At 68.7% G+C, this 17,789-nt stretch carries 21 protein-coding genes; 17 read left to right on the forward strand and 4 right to left on the reverse strand.

Annotated elements, in window-relative coordinates; translation table 11 throughout:
- Positions 1 to 152 precede the first annotated feature (152 nt).
- The 16 genes from AC2FNJ_RS02045 to AC2FNJ_RS02120 all read left to right on the forward strand — a co-directional run bounded on the left by AC2FNJ_RS02045 (position 153) and on the right by AC2FNJ_RS02120 (position 12,702).
- Complete coding sequence (locus tag AC2FNJ_RS02045; RefSeq protein WP_496762016.1) at positions 153 to 1,325, forward strand: phage portal protein; 1,173 nt, start codon at positions 153 to 155, stop codon at positions 1,323 to 1,325.
- Complete coding sequence (locus tag AC2FNJ_RS02050) at positions 1,318 to 1,542, forward strand: GTA head formation protein, RCAP_rcc01685 family (RefSeq protein ID WP_496762017.1); 225 nt, start codon at positions 1,318 to 1,320, stop codon at positions 1,540 to 1,542. The genes AC2FNJ_RS02045 and AC2FNJ_RS02050 overlap by 8 nt, the downstream gene beginning before the upstream one ends.
- A gap of 28 nt (positions 1,543 to 1,570) precedes the next feature.
- The gene (locus tag AC2FNJ_RS02055) at positions 1,571 to 2,128 is read left to right on the forward strand and encodes an HK97 family phage prohead protease (RefSeq protein WP_496762019.1); all 558 of its coding nucleotides are present in this window, start codon (positions 1,571 to 1,573) and stop codon (positions 2,126 to 2,128) included.
- A gap of 34 nt (positions 2,129 to 2,162) precedes the next feature.
- On the forward strand, positions 2,163 to 3,341 hold the full coding sequence (locus tag AC2FNJ_RS02060) for a phage major capsid protein (protein WP_496762021.1): 1,179 nt from the start codon (positions 2,163 to 2,165) through the stop codon (positions 3,339 to 3,341).
- A 170-nt stretch (positions 3,342 to 3,511) separates the two neighbouring features.
- A complete protein-coding gene (locus AC2FNJ_RS02065) occupies positions 3,512 to 4,111 on the forward strand; it encodes a head-tail connector protein (RefSeq protein WP_496762022.1) in 600 nt (199 codons plus the stop codon).
- Positions 4,108 to 4,446, forward strand: a complete 339-nt coding sequence (locus AC2FNJ_RS02070; protein WP_496762024.1) for a head-tail adaptor protein — start codon at positions 4,108 to 4,110, stop codon at positions 4,444 to 4,446. Before AC2FNJ_RS02065 ends, AC2FNJ_RS02070 begins: the two co-directional genes overlap by 4 nt.
- Positions 4,443 to 4,856, forward strand: a complete 414-nt coding sequence (locus AC2FNJ_RS02075; protein ID WP_496762025.1) for a DUF3168 domain-containing protein — start codon at positions 4,443 to 4,445, stop codon at positions 4,854 to 4,856. Before AC2FNJ_RS02070 ends, AC2FNJ_RS02075 begins: the two co-directional genes overlap by 4 nt.
- A gap of 24 nt (positions 4,857 to 4,880) precedes the next feature.
- Positions 4,881 to 5,294 (forward strand): phage major tail protein, TP901-1 family, encoded by a 414-nt coding sequence (locus AC2FNJ_RS02080; RefSeq protein WP_496762026.1) that lies wholly within the window; start codon positions 4,881 to 4,883, stop codon positions 5,292 to 5,294.
- A gap of 3 nt (positions 5,295 to 5,297) precedes the next feature.
- Positions 5,298 to 5,618: a gene transfer agent family protein gene (locus AC2FNJ_RS02085; RefSeq protein WP_496762028.1), complete on the forward strand. Its 321-nt coding sequence runs from the start codon at positions 5,298 to 5,300 to the stop codon at positions 5,616 to 5,618.
- Positions 5,615 to 5,824 carry a rcc01693 family protein gene (locus AC2FNJ_RS02090; protein ID WP_496762029.1) on the forward strand — a complete coding sequence of 70 codons (210 nt, stop codon included), beginning with the start codon at positions 5,615 to 5,617 and terminating at the stop codon, positions 5,822 to 5,824. Before AC2FNJ_RS02085 ends, AC2FNJ_RS02090 begins: the two co-directional genes overlap by 4 nt.
- The gene (locus AC2FNJ_RS02095) at positions 5,811 to 6,473 is read left to right on the forward strand and encodes an RcGTA-type gene transfer agent tail tape measure protein (protein ID WP_496762030.1); all 663 of its coding nucleotides are present in this window, start codon (positions 5,811 to 5,813) and stop codon (positions 6,471 to 6,473) included. Before AC2FNJ_RS02090 ends, AC2FNJ_RS02095 begins: the two co-directional genes overlap by 14 nt.
- Before the next feature lie 18 nt (positions 6,474 to 6,491).
- Positions 6,492 to 7,124 carry a phage distal tail protein, Rcc01695 family gene (locus AC2FNJ_RS02100; protein ID WP_496762032.1) on the forward strand — a complete coding sequence of 211 codons (633 nt, stop codon included), beginning with the start codon at positions 6,492 to 6,494 and terminating at the stop codon, positions 7,122 to 7,124.
- A complete protein-coding gene (locus AC2FNJ_RS02105) occupies positions 7,124 to 8,011 on the forward strand; it encodes a phage/gene transfer agent baseplate hub protein (RefSeq protein ID WP_496762033.1) in 888 nt (295 codons plus the stop codon). The genes AC2FNJ_RS02100 and AC2FNJ_RS02105 overlap by 1 nt, the downstream gene beginning before the upstream one ends.
- Entirely contained in the window at positions 8,008 to 8,454 is a 447-nt protein-coding gene (locus tag AC2FNJ_RS02110) for an NlpC/P60 family protein (RefSeq protein WP_496762034.1), read from the forward strand. Before AC2FNJ_RS02105 ends, AC2FNJ_RS02110 begins: the two co-directional genes overlap by 4 nt.
- Positions 8,455 to 12,399, forward strand: a complete 3,945-nt coding sequence (locus AC2FNJ_RS02115) for a baseplate multidomain protein megatron (RefSeq protein WP_496762035.1) — start codon at positions 8,455 to 8,457, stop codon at positions 12,397 to 12,399.
- Between the two features lie 6 nt (positions 12,400 to 12,405).
- Entirely contained in the window at positions 12,406 to 12,702 is a 297-nt protein-coding gene (locus AC2FNJ_RS02120) for a DUF7742 family protein (protein WP_496762036.1), read from the forward strand.
- Here the strand turns inward: AC2FNJ_RS02120 and AC2FNJ_RS02125 are convergent.
- On the reverse strand, positions 12,683 to 13,021 hold the full coding sequence (locus tag AC2FNJ_RS02125; RefSeq protein ID WP_496762038.1) for a TraR/DksA family transcriptional regulator: 339 nt from the start codon (positions 13,019 to 13,021) through the stop codon (positions 12,683 to 12,685). The two genes, AC2FNJ_RS02120 and AC2FNJ_RS02125, sit on opposite strands and share 20 nt — an antisense overlap.
- Positions 13,022 to 13,106: 85 nt before the next feature.
- On the opposite strand from AC2FNJ_RS02125, the gene cysE reads away from it, so the two are divergent.
- Entirely contained in the window at positions 13,107 to 13,916 is an 810-nt protein-coding gene (gene cysE / locus AC2FNJ_RS02130) for a serine O-acetyltransferase (RefSeq protein WP_496762040.1), read from the forward strand.
- 68 nt (positions 13,917 to 13,984) lie between these two features.
- On the opposite strand, the gene AC2FNJ_RS02135 is transcribed toward cysE, so the two are convergent.
- The 3 genes from AC2FNJ_RS02135 to pdhA are packed head-to-tail and all read right to left on the reverse strand — an operon-like array spanning position 13,985 to position 17,691.
- Positions 13,985 to 15,292, reverse strand: a complete 1,308-nt coding sequence (locus tag AC2FNJ_RS02135) for a pyruvate dehydrogenase complex dihydrolipoamide acetyltransferase (protein ID WP_496762041.1) — start codon at positions 15,290 to 15,292, stop codon at positions 13,985 to 13,987.
- A gap of 14 nt (positions 15,293 to 15,306) precedes the next feature.
- A complete protein-coding gene (locus AC2FNJ_RS02140) occupies positions 15,307 to 16,686 on the reverse strand; it encodes a pyruvate dehydrogenase complex E1 component subunit beta (protein WP_496762042.1) in 1,380 nt (459 codons plus the stop codon).
- 15 nt (positions 16,687 to 16,701) lie between these two features.
- Entirely contained in the window at positions 16,702 to 17,691 is a 990-nt protein-coding gene (gene pdhA / locus AC2FNJ_RS02145; protein ID WP_496762043.1) for a pyruvate dehydrogenase (acetyl-transferring) E1 component subunit alpha, read from the reverse strand.
- Positions 17,692 to 17,789: the final 98 nt, after the last annotated feature.

Genomic DNA, 17,789 nt, shown 5'->3' on the forward strand with positions numbered 1-17,789 from the left:
TGAGCGTGGTTGTTGAGCCTTTGATTCGCGCGCCGCCTGTCCCGCCCGCGTTGCCGGAGCGTCGCGCGGTGGGTTCCGAAGGCTTCAATCTCTTTGCGGGATAACGCTTGCAACGAGCCGGGCTGAGCGGCGGCAGAAAGGGGCATCTATTCATGGTTTTCGATTTCTTGCGTCGCGGGTCGGCGGAACCGGCGTCAGAGACCAAGGCGAGCGCGGCAGGGCCGGTCGTCGCGTGGCAGACCGGTGGGCGCGTGGCCTGGAGCCCGCGCGACACGGTTTCGCTGACCCGCACCGGGTTTTCCGGCAATCCGGTGGGATTCCGGTCGGTCAAGCTGATCGCCGAGGCGGCGGCGGCGCTGCCGCTGGTGCTGCAGGACCGGGAGCGGCGCTATGACACCCATCCGGTGCTGTCGCTGCTGCGTCGGCCGAACCCGGCGCAGGGCAGGGCGGAGCTGATGGAGGCGCTGTTCGGGCAGTTGTTGCTGTCGGGCAATGCCTATGTCGAGGCGGTCCGGGTCGAGGGCGGGTTGCCCGCGGAGCTGCATGTGCTGCGCTCGGACCGGATGAGCGTGGTGCCCGGCAGCGATGGATGGCCGGTGGCCTATGACTATGCGCTCGGCGGCCGGAAGCACCGGTTCATGGCCGAGGACATCTGCCACATCAAGTCGTTCCACCCGCAGGACGACCACTATGGCCTGTCGCCGATGCAGGCGGCGGCGATGGCGGTGGACGTGCACAACAGCGCGTCGCGCTGGTCGAAATCGCTGCTGGACAATGCGGCGCGGCCTTCGGGGGCGCTGGTCTGGAAGGGCGGCGACGGGCAGGGCGTGATGGCCGAGGAGCAGTTCCGCCGCCTGAGCGACGAGATCGAGGCGAATTACCGGGGCGCGCGCAATGCCGGGCGGCCGATGGTGCTGGAAGGGGGGCTGGACTGGAAGCCGATGGGCTTTTCCCCCTCGGACATGGAGTTTCAGAAGACCAAGGAAGCCGCCGCCCGCGAGATCGCGCTGGCCTTCGGGGTGCCGCCGATGCTGCTGGGGATCCAGGGTGACGCGACCTATTCGAACTATCAGGAGGCCAATAGGGCGTTCTATCGCCTGACCGTTCTGCCCCTGGTGACGCGGGTGGCGGCGGCGGTGTCGGACTGGCTGTCAGGCTTTGCCGAAGAGGCGCTGGAGCTGAAGCCCGATCTGGACCAGGTGCCGGCGCTGGCGGCCGAGCGGGATGCGCAATGGGCGCGGGTGTGCCGGGCCGATTTCCTGACCGATGCCGAGAAACGCGCCCTGCTGGGCCTGCCGGCGCAGAAGGAGCCGGAGGATGGCTGAGGCGCCGGGATACCCGCCCTTTGACTGCGCGCCCGGATTGCGTCTGGCGGCGCATGAGCGGGTGGCCGCGATCCAGCACGACCATCTGTGCCGCCGGCTGGACCAGATCGAGGAGATGATCGAGCGGCTTGAACGGCGGCTGTGGCTGACCGTCTATGGCGTGGTCGCGGTGATCCTGGCGCAGGCGTTCCAGTCGCTTTTGGCGACGGTGCATTGAGATTTCAACGGGATACGAGGAGTCGTTCATGCAATTGGACACCGGGCTTGAGCATAAATTCGCCCGTTTCGGCGACACGTTGTCGGTCGATGAGGATGCGGTGATCGCGGGCTATGCCAGCCTGTTCGGCCAGACCGACCAGGGCGGCGACCGGGTGCAGAAAGGGGCCTATCGGGCCTCGCTGGGGGCGTTGGCCGCGGCGGGCCAGCGGGTCAAGATGCTGTGGCAGCACGACCCGGCACAGCCCATCGGCGTGTGGGACGAGGTGCGCGAGGACGACCGGGGCCTGTGGGTCAAAGGGCGGCTGCTGGAGAGCACGCAGAAGGGCCGCGAGGCGGCGGAACTGGTGCGCGCCGGGGCGCTGGACGGGCTGTCCATCGGCTATCGCACCAAGCGGGCCGTGAAGGACGAGAAGGGCCGGCGGCTCTTGACGGAACTGGAGCTGTGGGAGGTGTCGCTGGTGACATTTCCGATGCTGCCCAGTGCGCGGGTGGCGGCGAAGGGGGCGGACCCTGACGCCGAGGAGACCTGGCGCAGTATTGCCGCGGTGATCAGAGACGCCCGGCTGGAACTGGCGCGACGGTAGCGCGCCGCAAACCCACCCCAGGAAGGAACAGCGGATGAGCAAGACCGAAATGCCGGCCTTGACCGGAGCGGGTATGCCCCCGGTTCAGGAGGTCAAGCAGGCGATGGCCGGATTCGTGAACGAATTCAAGGGCTTTCAGGCCGACATTGAAACCAGATTGAAACAGGCAGAAGAGCGAGTGACCATGCTGGATCGTAAATCTCAAACCGCGGCGCGTCCGCATCTGGCGGCCTCCACCGACGTGGGCGCGCCGCATCGCAAGGCGTTCAACGCCTATCTGCGCTCGGGCGACGACGACGCGCTGCGCGGGCTGGAGGTGGAGGCCAAGTCGCTGTCCACCACCGTCAACAGCGATGGCGGCTACCTGGTCGATCCGCAGACCGCCGAGCTGATCAAGTCGGTGCTGAAATCCACCGCCTCGATCCGTTCGATCGCGTCGGTGGTCAATGTCGAAGCGAATTCCTTCGACGTGCTGATCGACCATACGGATGTGGGCGCGGGCTGGGCCGACGAAACCTCGGCCACGTCCGAGACCGGGACGCCGTCGATCGACCGCATCTCGATCCCGCTGCACGAGCTGAGCGCGCTGCCCAAGGCGTCGCAGCGGCTGCTGGACGACAGCGCCTTCGATGTCGAGGGCTGGCTGGCGGGCCGGATCGCCGACAAGTTCGCCCGTGCCGAGGCGGCGGCCTTCATCACCGGCGACGGGATCGACAAGCCCAGGGGCATCCTCGCCCATCCGGCGGTGGACAACGATGTGTGGGCCTGGGGCAATATCGGCTATGTGCCGACCGGCATCGCGGGCGGTGTCGATGCGGATGCGATCGTCGATGTGGTCTATGCGCTGGGCGCGCAGTACCGGGTGAACGGCACCTTCGTGATGAATTCCAAGACCGCGGGCCTGATCCGCAAGCTCAAGGATGCCGACGGGCGGTTCCTGTGGTCGGACGGGCTGGCCTCGGGCGAGCCGGCGCGCCTGATGGGGTATCCGGTGCTGATCGCCGAGGACATGCCGGATGCGGCGACCGACAGCCATTCCATCGCCTTCGGCGACTTCTCGGCCGGCTACACCATCGCCGAACGTCCCGACCTGCGCGTGTTGCGCGATCCGTTCAGCGCCAAGCCGCATGTGCTGTTCTACGCCACCAAGCGCGTGGGCGGCGACGTGAGCGACTTTGCCGCGATCAAGCTGGTGAAATTCGGCACCGCCTGAGGCGGGGCCGGGTCCGGGGCGGGCTGATCCGCCCCGGCAGGCGGGCGCGGGCCGGGGTGAGACCCCTGCGTTGTCTAGCTGCTCCCCTCCGTCCGAGCAACGTGGGGCGGCACGTGCCCGCTTTTTTCTGAGGATGCGGCCCCGCCGGGTCGAGCTTGCGGAGTGAAGGGATGATGTTGATGGAAGAAACCGCCGTCGCGGACGCGGCGTTGCCGGTCGATCAGTTCAAGGCGCATTTGCGGCTGGGCTCGGGGTTTGCCGAGGACGACGTGCAGGACGAGGTGCTGAAGGGGTTCCTGAGGGCCGCGATCGCGGCCATCGAGGCGCGGACGGGAAAGGTGCTGATCGCGCGCGCGTTCACCTGGACGCTGCACGCCTGGCGGGACCGGTGCGGCGAGGTGTTGCCGGTGGCGCCGGTGGTGACGGTCGACTCGGTGGTGCTGGTCGATGCCGCGGGGGCCGAGACGGTGCTGGACGCGGCGGCCTATCGGCTGCTGCGCGACGGCCAGCGGCCGCGCCTGCAGCCCGCGGGCGCGCTGTTGCCGGCGATTGCCACCGGCGGTGCGGTGCGGATCGCGTTCACCGCCGGGATGGCCGCCGATTGGGGCGGGCTGCCCGCCGATCTGGGGCAGGCGGTGCTGCTGCTGGCGGCGCATTACTATGAATACCGGCACGAGACCGCGCTGGGCGACGGCTGCATGCCCTTTGGCGTGACCAGCCTGATCCAGCGCTATCGCATGGTCCGGTTCGGCGCGGGGGTGGTGCAATGATTGTTCCGAATCTGACCCGGCGGCTGGTGCTGGAGGCGCCGCTGCGGAGCCCGGACGGGGCCGGGGGCTTTGCCGACCGCTGGATCCAGCGCGGCACCCTGTGGGCGGAGCTGCGCGGGCGCGGCGGCTCGGAGCGCCCGGTCGGCGGCGTGCCGGTGTCGCGCGTGGGCTACCGGATCGTGGTGCGGGCCGCGCCGGTGGGCTCGACCATGCGGCCGATGCCGGACCAGCGGTTCAGCGACGGCGCGCGGCGTTTCGTGATCCGGGCGGTGACCGAGTGGGACGCGGCGGGGCGCTTTCTGGTCTGCTACGCGGACGAGGAGGTGGCGGCATGAGTTTCGGCATGTCCGCCGCCCTGCAGGCGGCGATCTATCAGCATCTGGTGGGTGATTCCGCGGTCAGCGCCCTGGCGGGGGGCGCGGTCTATGACGCCATGCCCGCGGGCCCGGTGCCGGAGACCTACGTGACGCTGGGCCCCGAGGAGGTGCGTGAAGCCTCGGACGGGTCCGGCGCCGGGGCGGTGCACCGCCTGACCGTGTCGGTGGTGTCGGAGGCGGCCGGGTTCGGTGCCGCCAAGACCCTGGCCGGGGCGATCTGCGACGCGCTGGAGGGCGCGCCGCTGACGCTGGCGCGCGGGCGGTTGGTGGGGCTGTGGTTCGAGCGGGCCTCGGCCCGGCGCACCGGCACCGGCGGCGCGATCCGCCAGATCGACCTGAGATTCCGCGCCCGCGTGGAAGACGACTGAGCAATCAACATTTGGAGAGAGCATATGGGTGCCCAGAACGGAAAAGACCTGCTGGTGAAGGTGGACATGAACGGCACGGGGCTGTTCGAGACCATCGCGGGGCTGCGCGCCACGCGGGTGAGCTTCAATGCCGAGAGCGTGGATGTGACCAGCCTGGAAAGTCAGGGCGGCTGGCGCGAGCTGCTGTCGGGCGCCGGGGTCAAGTCGGCGGCGATCTCGGGATCGGGCGTGTTCAAGGACCAAGGCACGGATGAACGCGCGCGGCAGCTGTTCTTTGACGGCGAAACCCCGGATTTCCAGGTGATCATCCCGGATTTCGGGATCGTGGAAGGCCCGTTTCAGGTGACCGGGATCGAATATGCCGGAACCCACAATGGCGAGGCGACCTATGAGCTGAGCCTGGCCAGCGCCGGGGCGCTGGGCTTCACGGCGGTCTGAGCCATGGCGAATCCCTGGACGGGCGAGGTGGCGCTGACCATCGACGGAGAGCGGCGGGTGCTCAAGCTGACGCTGGGGGCGCTGGCCGAGCTGGAGCAGGAGCTGGAGAGCGGCTCGCTGGTCGAGCTGGTGCAGCGCTTCGAGAGCGGCGGCTATTCCAGCCGCGACGTGCTGGCGCTGGTGGTGGCGGGGCTGCGCGGCGGCGGGGCGGATCTGCGCCGCGCCGACCTGCTGCGCGCCGAGATCGAGGGCGGGCCGATGGCGGCGGCGCGGGCGGCGGCCGAGCTGCTGGCGCGCGCCTTCATGGTGCCGGGCGCGGCATGAGCAAGTTCGACTGGCCGGCGCTGATGCGGGCCGGGCTGCTGGGCCTGCGCCTGACGCCCGAGCAGTTCTGGCGACTGACGCCGGCGGAGTTGCGGCTGATGCTGGGCCAGGTGTCGGGCGGCCCGGCGATGACCCGCGAGGGGCTGGAGGCGCTGCTGGCGGCCTATCCGGACGAGACAGGAGGGAAGAGCGATGACCGAACGTGACGGGTTCGACGATCTGGAGACGCAGAGCGAGGCGCTGGGCGATGCGCTGGGCGACGCGGCGCGCATGGCGGCGGGGTTCGACGCCGAACTGCGCCGGGTCCGCTCCGCCTTTGCCGAGACCGGCAGGGACGTGGCGACGCTGGAGCGCGGCCTGTCCAGGGGGCTGCGGCGGGCCTTTGACGAGGTGGTGTTCGACGGAATGAAGCTGTCGGACGCACTGGACACCATCGCGCGGTCGATGATCCAGACCACCTATTCGGCGGCGATCAAGCCCGTCACTGACCATTTCGGCGGCCTGCTGGCCAAGGGTGTCGGCGGTCTGGTCGAAGGCATCCTGCCCTTCGCGGACGGCGCCGGGTTCGCCCAGGGCCGGGTGATGCCCTTTGCCAGCGGCGGCGTGGTCAGCGGCCCGGTGGCGTTTCCGATGCGCGGTGGCGTCGGCCTGATGGGCGAGGCGGGGCCGGAGGCGATCATGCCGCTGGCGCGCGGCCCCGACGGCAAGCTGGGCGTGCGCACATCGGGCGGGGGCCGGGCGGTCAATGTGGTGATGAACATCACCACGCCGGACGTGCAGGGCTTTCGCCGCAGCCAGGGGCAGATCGCGGCGCAGATGAGCCGCGCGCTGAGCCGCGGCAACCGCAATCGCTGATCGGGGAGGGAGCGCGCGATGAATTTTCACGAGGTGAGGTTTCCGGCCAATCTGAGCTTTGGGTCGGTCGGCGGACCCGAGCGGCGCACCGACGTGGTGACGCTGGCCAACGGGTACGAGGAACGCAACACGCCCTGGGCGCATTCGCGCCGGCGCTATGACGCCGGGCTGGGGATGCGGTCGCTGGACGACATCGAGACGCTGATCGCCTTTTTCGAGGCGCGGCGCGGCCAGCTGTACGGGTTCCGTTGGAAGGACTGGTCGGACTACAAATCCGGGCTGGCCTCGGCCGGGACAGCGTTCGGGGATCAGGTGATCGCCCGCGGCGATGGCGAGACGACGGTGTTCCAGCTGGTCAAGACCTATCGCTCGGGCGGGTTTTCCTATGAGCGGCCGATCACCAAGCCGGTTCTGGGCACGGTGCGGATCGGGGTCGAGCAGGACGAGATGCGCGAGGGCGTCGATTACGAGGTCGATACCGCCACGGGTCTCGTCACCTTTGCGGTGCCGCCGGTGGAAGAGGCGCAGATCACCGCCGGGTTCGAGTTCGACGTGCCGGTGCGCTTCGACACCGACCGCATCCAGACCAGCGTCGCGAGCTTTCAGGCCGGCGACGTGCCCAATGTTCCGGTGGTGGAGGTGCGGGTCTGATGGCGGGGATCGGCGAGAGCTTGCAGGCGCATCTGGAAAGCGGGATCACCACCCTGTGCCGGTGCTGGGCGATCACCCGCGCGGATGGCGCGCGGTTCGGGTTCACCGATCACGACCGGGCGCTGTCCTTCGACGGCTTCACCTTCAAGGCCGACAGCGGGCTGACCGCGATGGCGGTCGAGCAGTCCACGGGCCTGTCCATCGACAATTCCGAAGCGATGGGCCTTTTGTCGGATGCGGCGATCCGGGAGGAGGATATCGAGGCGGGCCGCTTCGATGGCGCCGAGGTGCGGATCTGGCTGGTCAACTGGGCCGATCCGGCGGACCGGTGGCTGCAGTTTCGCGGCTCGATCGGGGAGATCCGCCGGTCGGGCGGGGCGTTCCATGCCGAGATCCGGGGGCTGACCGACGCGCTGAACCGGCCGTTGGGGCGGATCTATCAGAAGCCCTGCACCGCCGTTCTGGGCGATGCGGCCTGCCGGTTCGACCTGTCCCGGCCGGGCTATTCCGCCGAGCTGGCGGTGGGGCAGGTGCACGAGGCGCGGATCCTGCGCTGGCCCGACCTGACCGGGTTCGAGCCGGGCTGGTTTCAACGCGGGCGGCTCGGCGTCACCGAGGGCGCGGCCAAGGGGCTGTGGGGCACCATCAAGCGCGACCATTTCGAGGACGGGCACCGGGTGATCGAGCTGTGGGAGCCGATGCGCCCGGATCTGGTGCCCGGCGATCGGGTGCGGCTGGAGGCGGGCTGTGACAAGCGGTTCGAGACCTGCCGGCTGAAGTTCGACAACCTTGTGAACTTTCGGGGCTTTCCCGACCTGCCCAGCGAGGACTGGGTGATGGCGGTGCCGAAATCGACCGGCGCCAACACCGGCGGGAGCCGCCGATGACGGGCGGCCGGCCGGATGTCGTGGCGGCCGCGCGGCGGTGGCTGGGCACGCCCTATCGCCACCAGGCGTCGGTCCGGGGCGTGGGGGCGGATTGTCTCGGCCTGTTGCGCGGGGTGTGGCGCGACCTGAACGGGGCCGAGCCCGAGCCGGTGCCGCCCTACAGCATGGACTGGTCCGAACCGCAGGGCGAGGAGCGGTTGTGGCAGGCCGCGCGGCGGCACCTGCGGGAACGGCCCTCGGGAGCGCTGGAGCGGGGCGATGTGCTGCTGTTCCGGATGCGCGCGGGGACGGTGGCCAAGCATCTGGGCCTGGTCGGGGAGATCGGCGAGAGGCCCAGTTTCATTCACGCCTATTCGGGGCGCGGTGTCGTCGAAAGCCCGCTCAGCGAGCCGTGGCGGAGGCGGATCGTCGCCCGGTTTCAATTTCCGGTGGAGGTGCAGTAGATGGCGACCATTCTTCTTTCCGCGGCGGGCGCGGCCATCGGCGGGTCGATCGGCGGCACGGTGGCCGGACTTTCCACCGCCGTCATCGGCCGGGCCGTGGGCGCGACCCTGGGCCGGCTGATCGACCAGCGGGTGATGGGCGGCGGCAGCGAGGCGGTGGAGACCGGCAAGGTGGACCGGTTCCGCCTGACCGGCTCGGGCGAGGGCGCGCCGGTTGCCGAGGTGTTCGGGCGGATGCGGGTCGGCGGGCAGGTGATCTGGGCGTCGGATTTCCTGGCGACGACCACAACCCATGTCAGCGGCGGGGGCGGCAGCGGCAAGGGTGAGCCCCGGCAGCCGACGGTGACGACGACCGAGCACAGCTATTCGGTGTCGCTGGCGATTGCGGTGGGGGCCGGTGAGATCGCCGGGATCAACCGCGTCTGGGCCGATGGCGAAGAGATCGCCCATGCGGATCTGAACCTGCGCGTCTATCGCGGGACGCGGGATCAGCTGCCCGATCCGCTGATGGAGTCCATCGAGGGGGCGGGGCGGGTGCCGGCCTATCGCGGCACCGCCTATGTGGTGATCGAAGACCTGCAACTGGCGCCGTTCGGAAACCGCGTGCCGCAGTTCTCGTTCGAGGTGGTGCGGCAGGAACAGCCGGGCGAGCCCGGCTATGACGACCGGCTGGCGCGGATCGTGCGGGGGGTGGCGCTGATGCCCGGCACCGGGGAATACGCGCTGGCGCGGACGCAGGTGAATTACTCGGACGGCCCCGGCAGCTTCTGGGCGGCGAACACCAACGCGCCTTCGGGGCGGACCGATCTGGTGGCGTCGGTGGAGGCGCTGGAGACGGAATTGCCGGGCTGCGAGGCGGCCTCGCTGGTGGTGTCGTGGTTCGGCGACGATCTGCGCTGCGGCCAGTGCACGCTGCGGCCCAAGGTGGAGCGCCGCAACGTCGAGGGCGCCAACATGCCCTGGCAGGTGTCCGGCGTGACCCGCGCGGCCGCGCCGGAAGTCCCGCGCGAGAACGGCGAGCCGATCTATGGCGGCACGCCGGCGGATGCCGCGGTGATCGAGGCGATCCGGCATCTGGCGGCGCGCGGCAAGCGGGTGATGTTCTATCCGTTCATCCTGATGGACCAGATGGCGGGCAACGGCCTGCCCGATCCCTGGACCGGCGCGGCCGGGCAGCCGCCCCTGCCGTGGCGGGGGCGGATCACGCTGAGCGTCGCGCCCGGACGGGACGGGTCGCCCGACAGGAGCGCGGCGGCGGCGGCCGAGGTGGCGCAGTTCTTCGGCACGGCCTCGGCTTCGGATTTCGTGGTGGGCGACGGCACCGTGTCCTATACCGGGCCGGAGGAATGGAGTTTCCGCCGGTTCATCCTGTACTATGCCGCGCTGTGCGCTGCGGCGGGGGGCGTTCACGCCTTTTGCATCGGCTCGGAGATGCGGGGGCTGACGCAGATCCGCGATGCGGCGGGGTTCCCGGCGGTTGCGGCGCTGCGGCAGTTGGCCGCCGAAGTGCGGGCGTTGCTGGGGCCGGAGGTGAAGCTGAGCTATGCGGCGGACTGGTCGGAGTATTTCGGCTATCAGCCGCAGGATGGCAGCGGCGACCGGTATTTCCACCTCGATCCGCTCTGGGCCGATGACGACATCGACTTCATCGGCATCGACAACTACATGCCGCTTTCGGACTGGCGGGACGGCGACGACCATCTTGACGCCCGCGCGGGGGCGCGCTCGATCTATGACCTCGGCTATCTGCGGGGCAATATCGAAGGCGGCGAGGGGTATGACTGGTATTACCACTCGCCCGAGGCGGAGCAGGCGCAGATCCGCACGCCGATCACCGATGGCGCGCATGACGAGCCGTGGATCTGGCGCTACAAGGATCTGCGCAACTGGTGGTCGAAGCCGCATCACGAGCGGATCGGCGGCGTTCGAAACCCGGTCGCGACGGCGTGGGAGCCGCGGTCGAAACCGATCTGGTTCACCGAGCTGGGCTGCGCGGCCATCGACAAGGGCACCAATCAGCCGAACAAGTTCCTGGATCCGAAATCCTCGGAATCGCGGCTGCCCAAGTTCTCGCGCGGGACACGCGACGACCTGATCCAGGTGCAGTACCTGAAGGCGGTTCTGGGCTATTGGGACGATCCCGACAACAACCCGGTCTCGCCGCTTTACGGCGGCCCGATGATCGACATGGCGAACGCCTATGTCTGGGCGTGGGATCTGCGGCCGTTTCCGGCCTTTCCCAACCGGCAGGACTTGTGGAGCGACGGCGCCAACTACCCGCGCGGTCACTGGCTGAACGGGCGGGCGGGCAGCCGCACGCTGGCCTCGGTGGTGGCCGAACTGTGCCGCCGCTCGGGCGTGACCGCGATCGACGTGTCGGAATTGTGGGGCATCGTGCGCGGCTATCTGGCCGAGGACGTGGCGGATGCGCGGACGCTGCTGCAGCCGCTGATGCTGCGCTACGGGTTCGATGCCATCGAACGGGACGGGGTGCTGAAATTCCGGATGCGCACCGGCGCGCGCCCGGTCGATCTGGGCGCGGACCGCTTCGCGCTGAGCGACGAGATCGAGGGCACGGTGGCGCATCGGCGCGAGGCGGAGGCCGAGATGGCGGGCCGCGTGCGGCTGAAATTCGTGCAGTCCGATGCCGATCACGAGATCGTCGCGGAAGAAGCGGTGCTGCCGGATTCCGCAACCCACGCGGTGGCCACCAGCGAATTCCCGTTGTCGATGACCCGCGCCGAGGGGCAGCAGACGGTCGAACGCTGGCTGACCGAGGCGCGCGCCGCGCGCGAGACGGTCCGGTTCGCCCTGCCGCCGTCGATGCTGGCGCTGGGCGCGGGCGACGTGGTGCGGCTGCCGCGCGAGGACGGCCAGAGCCCGATCCTGTTCCGGATCGACCGGGTCGAGCAGGCGGAGCTGCAGCTGGTCGAGGCGGTGCGGGTGGAGCCGAACTTCTATCGCGCGGCGGAATTCGACGATGTTCTGCCGAGCGCCAGACCCTTCGTGCCGCCGCTGCCGGTGCTGCCGGTGTTCCTGGACCTGCCCCTGATCACCGGGGACGAGGTGCCGCATGCGCCGCATCTGGCCGTGGCGGCGAAGCCCTGGCCGGGAACGGTGGCGGTGTATGCCTCGGACCGGGACGAGGATTACCGGCTGGAGCGGATCGTGGCGCGCGGCGCGGTGATCGGCAGGACCGAGACCGGGCTGGTCCGCGCGGCGCCGGGCCTTTGGGACGAGGGCGCGGCGCTGCGGGTGCGGCTGGTCGATGGGACGCTGGAGTCGCGCCCGGCGTCGGCGGTGCTGAACGGGGCCAACCTGGCGGCGATCGGGGATGGCAGCGCCGGGAACTGGGAGCTGTTCCAGTTCCGCGAAGCCGAGCTGGTGGCGGAAGGCACATACCTGCTGTCCGGGCGGCTGCGCGGGCAACTGGGCAGCGACGCGCTGATGCCGCCGATCTGGCCGGCCGGATCGACGTTCGTGCTGCTGAACGAGGCGGTCGCGCAGATCGGGCTGACCCGGGTCGAGCGGCTGCTGGCGCGGCACTATCGCATCGGCCCGGCCCGGCGCGGGTATGACGATGCGTCCTACAGCCACCGGATCGAAGCCTTTGCGGGCAACGGTTTGCGGCCCTATGCGCCCGTGCATCTGCGCCTGGCGCAGACGGGCGGGGATGTCGCGGTGAACTGGGTGCGGCGCACGCGGCTCGACGGCGACGACTGGGGGGCGCTGGACGTGCCGCTGGGCGAGGAGCGCGAAGCCTATCTGGTGCGGGTGCGCCGCAACGGCGCCCTCGTGCGGGAGGACGTGACGGCCGCGCCGCACTGGGTCTATGACGCGGCGGCGCAGGCGGCGGACGGGGTCGCCCGGCCCTTCGATGTCGAAGTCGCGCAGATCTCGGCCACCTTCGGGACCGGGCCGTTCGCGCGCGCCACGGTGGCGTGAGCGGCCATGCGCCCGGTTCTTCACGGCGATGTCAGCGCGGCGGCGCGGGCGCTGCTGAACGCGGCGCCCGGGCAGCGCGCGCGCCTGTGCCGGCGTCTGATCGAGGAAGCCGACATCGCGGATCGTCATGTCCGGGCGACCGGGCGGCTGCATCCGCTGTTCGGAAACGGGTCGCTGATGGCGGCGGCCCGCCAGCGCCGGCTGGCGGACGAGCCGGGATTCGACGATCTCGACTACTGTTCCTGTTTCGAGACGGTGCTGCGCCAGCTGATCCGGCACGCACTCAGCCGGAGGCGCAGCTGACGCATCTGGTGGCCGCGAGATCGAGTTCCAGTCGCCCGGGCGCGATCTCGTCGCCGCATTCGTCGCAATGGCCGTAATCGCCCTGTTCGATGCGGCGCAGGGCGGCGTGCAGGCGATTGGTTTCGGCGTCGCGCCGCGCCTGCTGGGCCTTGGCCATGGCCTGGTTCTGCAGGGCATCCATGCGCGAGAGGCGGCCCACCGCCTGCTGGTCGAGTTCGACGACCGCCTGCGCAGCGCGCCCGGCCTCGGAGCCGGCCTCCAGCTCCGCAAGCCGGTGCCGGATCAGGGCCCGGAAGCGGTCGATCTCGGTCTCATTCATTTTTGTTGCGCCGCGCATCAAGGGTTTGCGTTTGGCCTTTTCTGGCCTAGATGGGTATTCTAGACGGAGCAGAGGACGAAAGGCCATGATCGAAACGCGCAGAAAGCTCACTCCGGTCGATCCCGTTTGGGATCGCATCACCACCGAGGCCGAGGCCGCGGTCGAGAAGGAACCCCTGATGGGCGGGCTGGTGCACGCCTGCATCCTGCACCACAAGAGCCTGGAACGGGCGCTGTCCTATCGCATTTCGGCCAAGCTGTGTTCGAACGAGATGTCGATGATGGTGCTGCGGGAGATCGTGGACGAAGCCTATGAGAACGATCCCAGCCTGCTTGAGGCGGCGCGGGCCGATCTGATGGCGGTGTTCGAGCGCGATCCGGCCTGCCACCGGCTGCTGCAGCCGGTGCTCTACTTCAAGGGCTATCAGGCGATGCAGGCCTATCGCGTGGCGCATTGGCTGTGGCGCAAGGGCCGGCACGACCTGGCCTATTTCTTCCAGATGCGGTCCTCGGAGATCTTCGGGATCGACATTCATCCCGCCGCGCGGATCGGCAAGGGAATCATGATCGACCACGCGCATTCCATCGTCATTGGCGAGACCGCCGTGGTGGGCGACAACGTGTCGATGCTGCATTCGGTGACGCTGGGCGGAACCGGCAAGGAAGAAGAGGACCGCCATCCCAAGATCGGCGACGGCGTTCTGATCGGGGCCGGGGCCAAGGTGCTGGGCAACATCACGGTCGGCAAGTGCAGCCGCATCGCCGCCGGCTCGGTGGTGCTGCAGGACGTGCCGCCCTGCAAGACCGTGGCGGGTATCCCCGCCAAGATCGTGGGCGAGGCCGGCTGCGATCAGCCCGCCATCTCGATGGATCACATGCTGGGCAAGGATCAGTAACGCCCGAGACCGGAAACGAAAAAGCCGCCCCGGAGTCCGGGGCGGCTTTTTCATTCCTGCGTTCCGGCTCAGGCCAGCATGACCATCGGGTTTTCCAGATTGTCCACGATGGCCTGCAGCAGTTGCGCGCCGAGCGCCCCGTCGATGACCCGGTGATCGACCGACATGGTGACGGACATGACGGTGGCCACGGTCAGCTCCCCGTCCTCGCCCACGACCGGTTTCTTCAGGCCGGTGCCGACCGCCAGGATGCCCGCATGGGGCGGGTTCACGATGGCGTCGAAATTGTCGATGCCGAACATGCCCAGGTTCGAAACGGCGAAGGTGCCGCCCTGATACTCGTGTGGGGCCAGCTTGCGCTCGCGGGCGCGGGCGGCCAGATCCTTCATCTCGGTCGAGAGGGCCGAGAGCGACTTGGTGTCGGCGTCCTGCAGGACCGGGGTGAACAGCCCGCCTTCGATGGCCACGGCCACGGCCACGTCCGAGGGTTTCAACTGCAGCACCCGGTCGCCCGCCCAGACGGCGTTGCATTCGGGCACCTGCTGCAGCGCGTTGGCGACGGCCTTGATGATGAAGTCGTTGACGCTGAGCTTGACGCCGCGGGCTTCCAGCTGCTTGTTCAGCTGGCTGCGGAACTTCAGCAGCGAGTCCAGCCTGATGTCGCGGCGCAGGTAGAAATGCGGGATGGTCTGCTTGGCCTCGGCCAGACGGGCGGCGATGGTCTTGCGCATGCCGTCCAGCTTGACCTCCTGGTACTCGCGGCCTTCGTACATGCGGGCCACCATGTCGGCCGAGGGGCCGGCGGGGGCCGCCGCGGGTGCGGGCGCCGCGCTTGCCGCCGCGGCAGGCGTGGCCGCCGGGGCCGTCGCGGTTGCGGCTTCGACATCCGCCTTGACGATGCGGCCATGCGGGCCGGAGCCGGTGATCTGCGCCAGATCCAGCCCTTTGTGGGCGGCGATCCGGCGGGCCAGCGGCGAGGCGAAGATGCGCCCGCCATCGGCTTTTGCAGGGGCCGCCGGAGCCGGGGCGGGCGCCTCGGGTGCCGCGGGGGCGGCAGCCTCGTTGCCCGCGTCGGCTGCGGGCGCAGCCTCGGGCGCCTTGGCCGGAGCCGCGGCGATGTCATCGGCGCTTTCGCCTTCTTCCAGCAGTACGGCGATGGGGGTGTTGACCTTGACCCCTTCGGTGCCCTCGGGGATCAGGATCTTGCCGACGGTGCCTTCATCGACCGCCTCGAATTCCATCGTGGCCTTGTCGGTTTCGATCTCGGCCAGAAGATCGCCGGAGGAGACGGTGTCGCCTTCCTTGACCAGCCATTTGGCGAGCGTGCCTTCCTCCATGGTGGGGGAGAGCGCAGGCATCAGGATTTCGGTGGGCATCTGTCTGTCGCTCCTTACCGATAGGTCACTTGCTTGACGGCTTCGATCACCTCGTCGGTGGTCACCAGCGCCAGTTTTTCGAGGTTGGCGGCATAGGGCATGGGCACGTCCTTGCCGGTCAGGGTGACTACCGGCGCGTCGAGATAGTCGAACGCCTGTTGCATCACCACGGAACTGATGTAGCTGCCGACCGAGCCCTGCGGCCAGCCCTCTTCGACCGTGACCAGGCGGTTGGTCTTCATCACCGAGTTGATGATGGCACCGGTATCCATCGGGCGCAGCGTGCGCAGGTCGATCACCTCGGCGTTTATGCCCTCTTCGGCCAGCCTGTCGGCGGCCTCGAGCGCGAATTGCATGCCGATGCCGAAGCTGACGATGGTCACGTCACTGCCTTCGCGCCAGATGCGGGCCTTGCCGAAGGGAATGGCGAGGTCGTCGATCTGCGGCACGTCGAAGGAGCGGCCGTAGAGGATTTCGTTTTCCAGGAACACCACCGGGTTGGGATCGCGGATCGCGGTTTTCAGCAGGCCCTTGGCGTCGGCGGCGGAATAGGGCATCGCCACCTTGAGGCCGGGCACCTGCATGTACCAGGCGGCATAGTCCTGGCTGTGCTGGGCCGCCACGCGCGCGGCGGCGCCGTTGGGGCCGCGGAACACGATCGGGCAGCCCATCTGGCCGCCGGACATGTAGAGCGTCTTGGCCGCGGAGTTGATGATCTGGTCGATCGCCTGCATGGCGAAGTTGAAGGTCATGAACTCGACGATCGGCTTCAGCCCGCCGAAGGCCGACCCGACGGCGATGCCGGTGAAGCCGTGCTCGGTGATCGGCGTGTCGATCACCCGCCTGGATCCGAACTCGTCCAGCAGACCCTGGCTGACCTTGTAGGCGCCCTGATACTCGGCGACCTCCTCGCCCATCAGATAGACGTCCTCATCCGCGCGCATCTCTTCGGCCATGGCGTCGCGGAGGGATTCGCGGACCGTCTGCTGTTTCATGGGCGCGTCCGCCGGCCAGTCCGGCGACAGATCGACCGCGGGCGCGGCCGGCGCGGCGGCCGGGGTGGGGGCGGGCGCCTCGGGCGCCGCTGGCGCGGCGGCCTCGTTGCCCGCGTCGGCTGCGGGCGCAGCCGAGGGCAGGGCGGAGGCGTCTTCGCCTTCCTCGACGAGGATCGCGATGGGGGTGTTGACCTTGACCCCTTCGGTGCCTTCGCCGATCAGGATCTTGCCGACGATGCCTTCATCGACCGCTTCGAACTCCATCGTCGCCTTGTCGGTTTCGATCTCGGCCAGAATGTCGCCCGAGCTTACGGTGTCGCCTTCCTTGACCAGCCATTTGGCCAGGGTGCCTTCTTCCATCGTGGGCGAAAGGGCGGGCATGAGAATTTCGGTTGCCATGTCTTATTCGTCCTCTCAGGCGTAGATGTCGGTCCAGAGCTCCTCGACCGGAGGCTCGGGGCTGTCTTTCGAGAATTCGGCGGCCTGGTTGACGATCTCCTTGATCTCCTTGTCGATGGCCTTGAGATCGTCCTCGGTCGCGTGCTTGCCCGAGAGCAGCATTTCGCGGACATGCTCGATCGGGTCGTGCTGTTCGCGCACCTTCTGCACCTCCTCGCGGGTGCGGTACTTGGCGGGGTCGGACATCGAGTGGCCGCGATAGCGGTAGGTCTTGACTTCGAGAATGTAGGGGCCCTTGCCGGCGCGACAGTGCGCGACCGCCTTTTCCCCGGCCGCCTTGACCGCCAGAACGTCCATGCCGTCAACGATCTCGCCGGGGATGCCGAAGGCTTCGCCGCGGTGGTAGATGTCCTTGGTCGAGGTCGAGCGCGCCTGCGCGGTCCCCATGGCGTACTGGTTGTTCTCGATCACGAAGACCACCGGCAGCTGCCAGAGCGCCGCCATGTTGAAGGTTTCGTAGACCTGGCCCTGGTTGGCCGCGCCATCGCCGAAATAGGTGAAGGTCACGCGGCCGTTGTCCTTGTACTTGTCGGCAAAGGCCAGGCCCGCGCCCAGCGGCACCTGCGCGCCGACGATGCCGTGGCCGCCATAGAAATGCTTCTCTTTCGAGAACATGTGCATGGAGCCGCCCTTGCCCTTGGAATAGCCGCCGATCCGGCCGGTCAGCTCGGCCATGACGCCGTCCGGGTCCATGCCGCAGGCGAGCATGTGGCCGTGGTCGCGATACGAGGTGATGCGCTTGTCGCCATCTTCGGCCGCGGCTTCGAGACCGACGACGACCGCCTCCTGTCCGATGTAGAGGTGGCAGAAGCCGCCGATCAGACCCATGCCGTACAGCTGACCTGCCTTTTCCTCGAATCGGCGGATCAACAGCATCTCGCGGTAGTATAGTTTCAGCTCGTCCGCCGAAACATTTGGTTTCTTTGCGGTTTTTCGCGCGGCCATTGTGGCGCCCTCCCCATTGCGGCAGGATAGTTTAGCGTTAAACTATTTCATAATCGATTTTCCATCGAGTTGCGAGCGTTAATATGACGCGGGGGCAG

The sequence above is a fragment of the Ruegeria sp. BHSB196 genome (genome assembly GCF_059613135.1).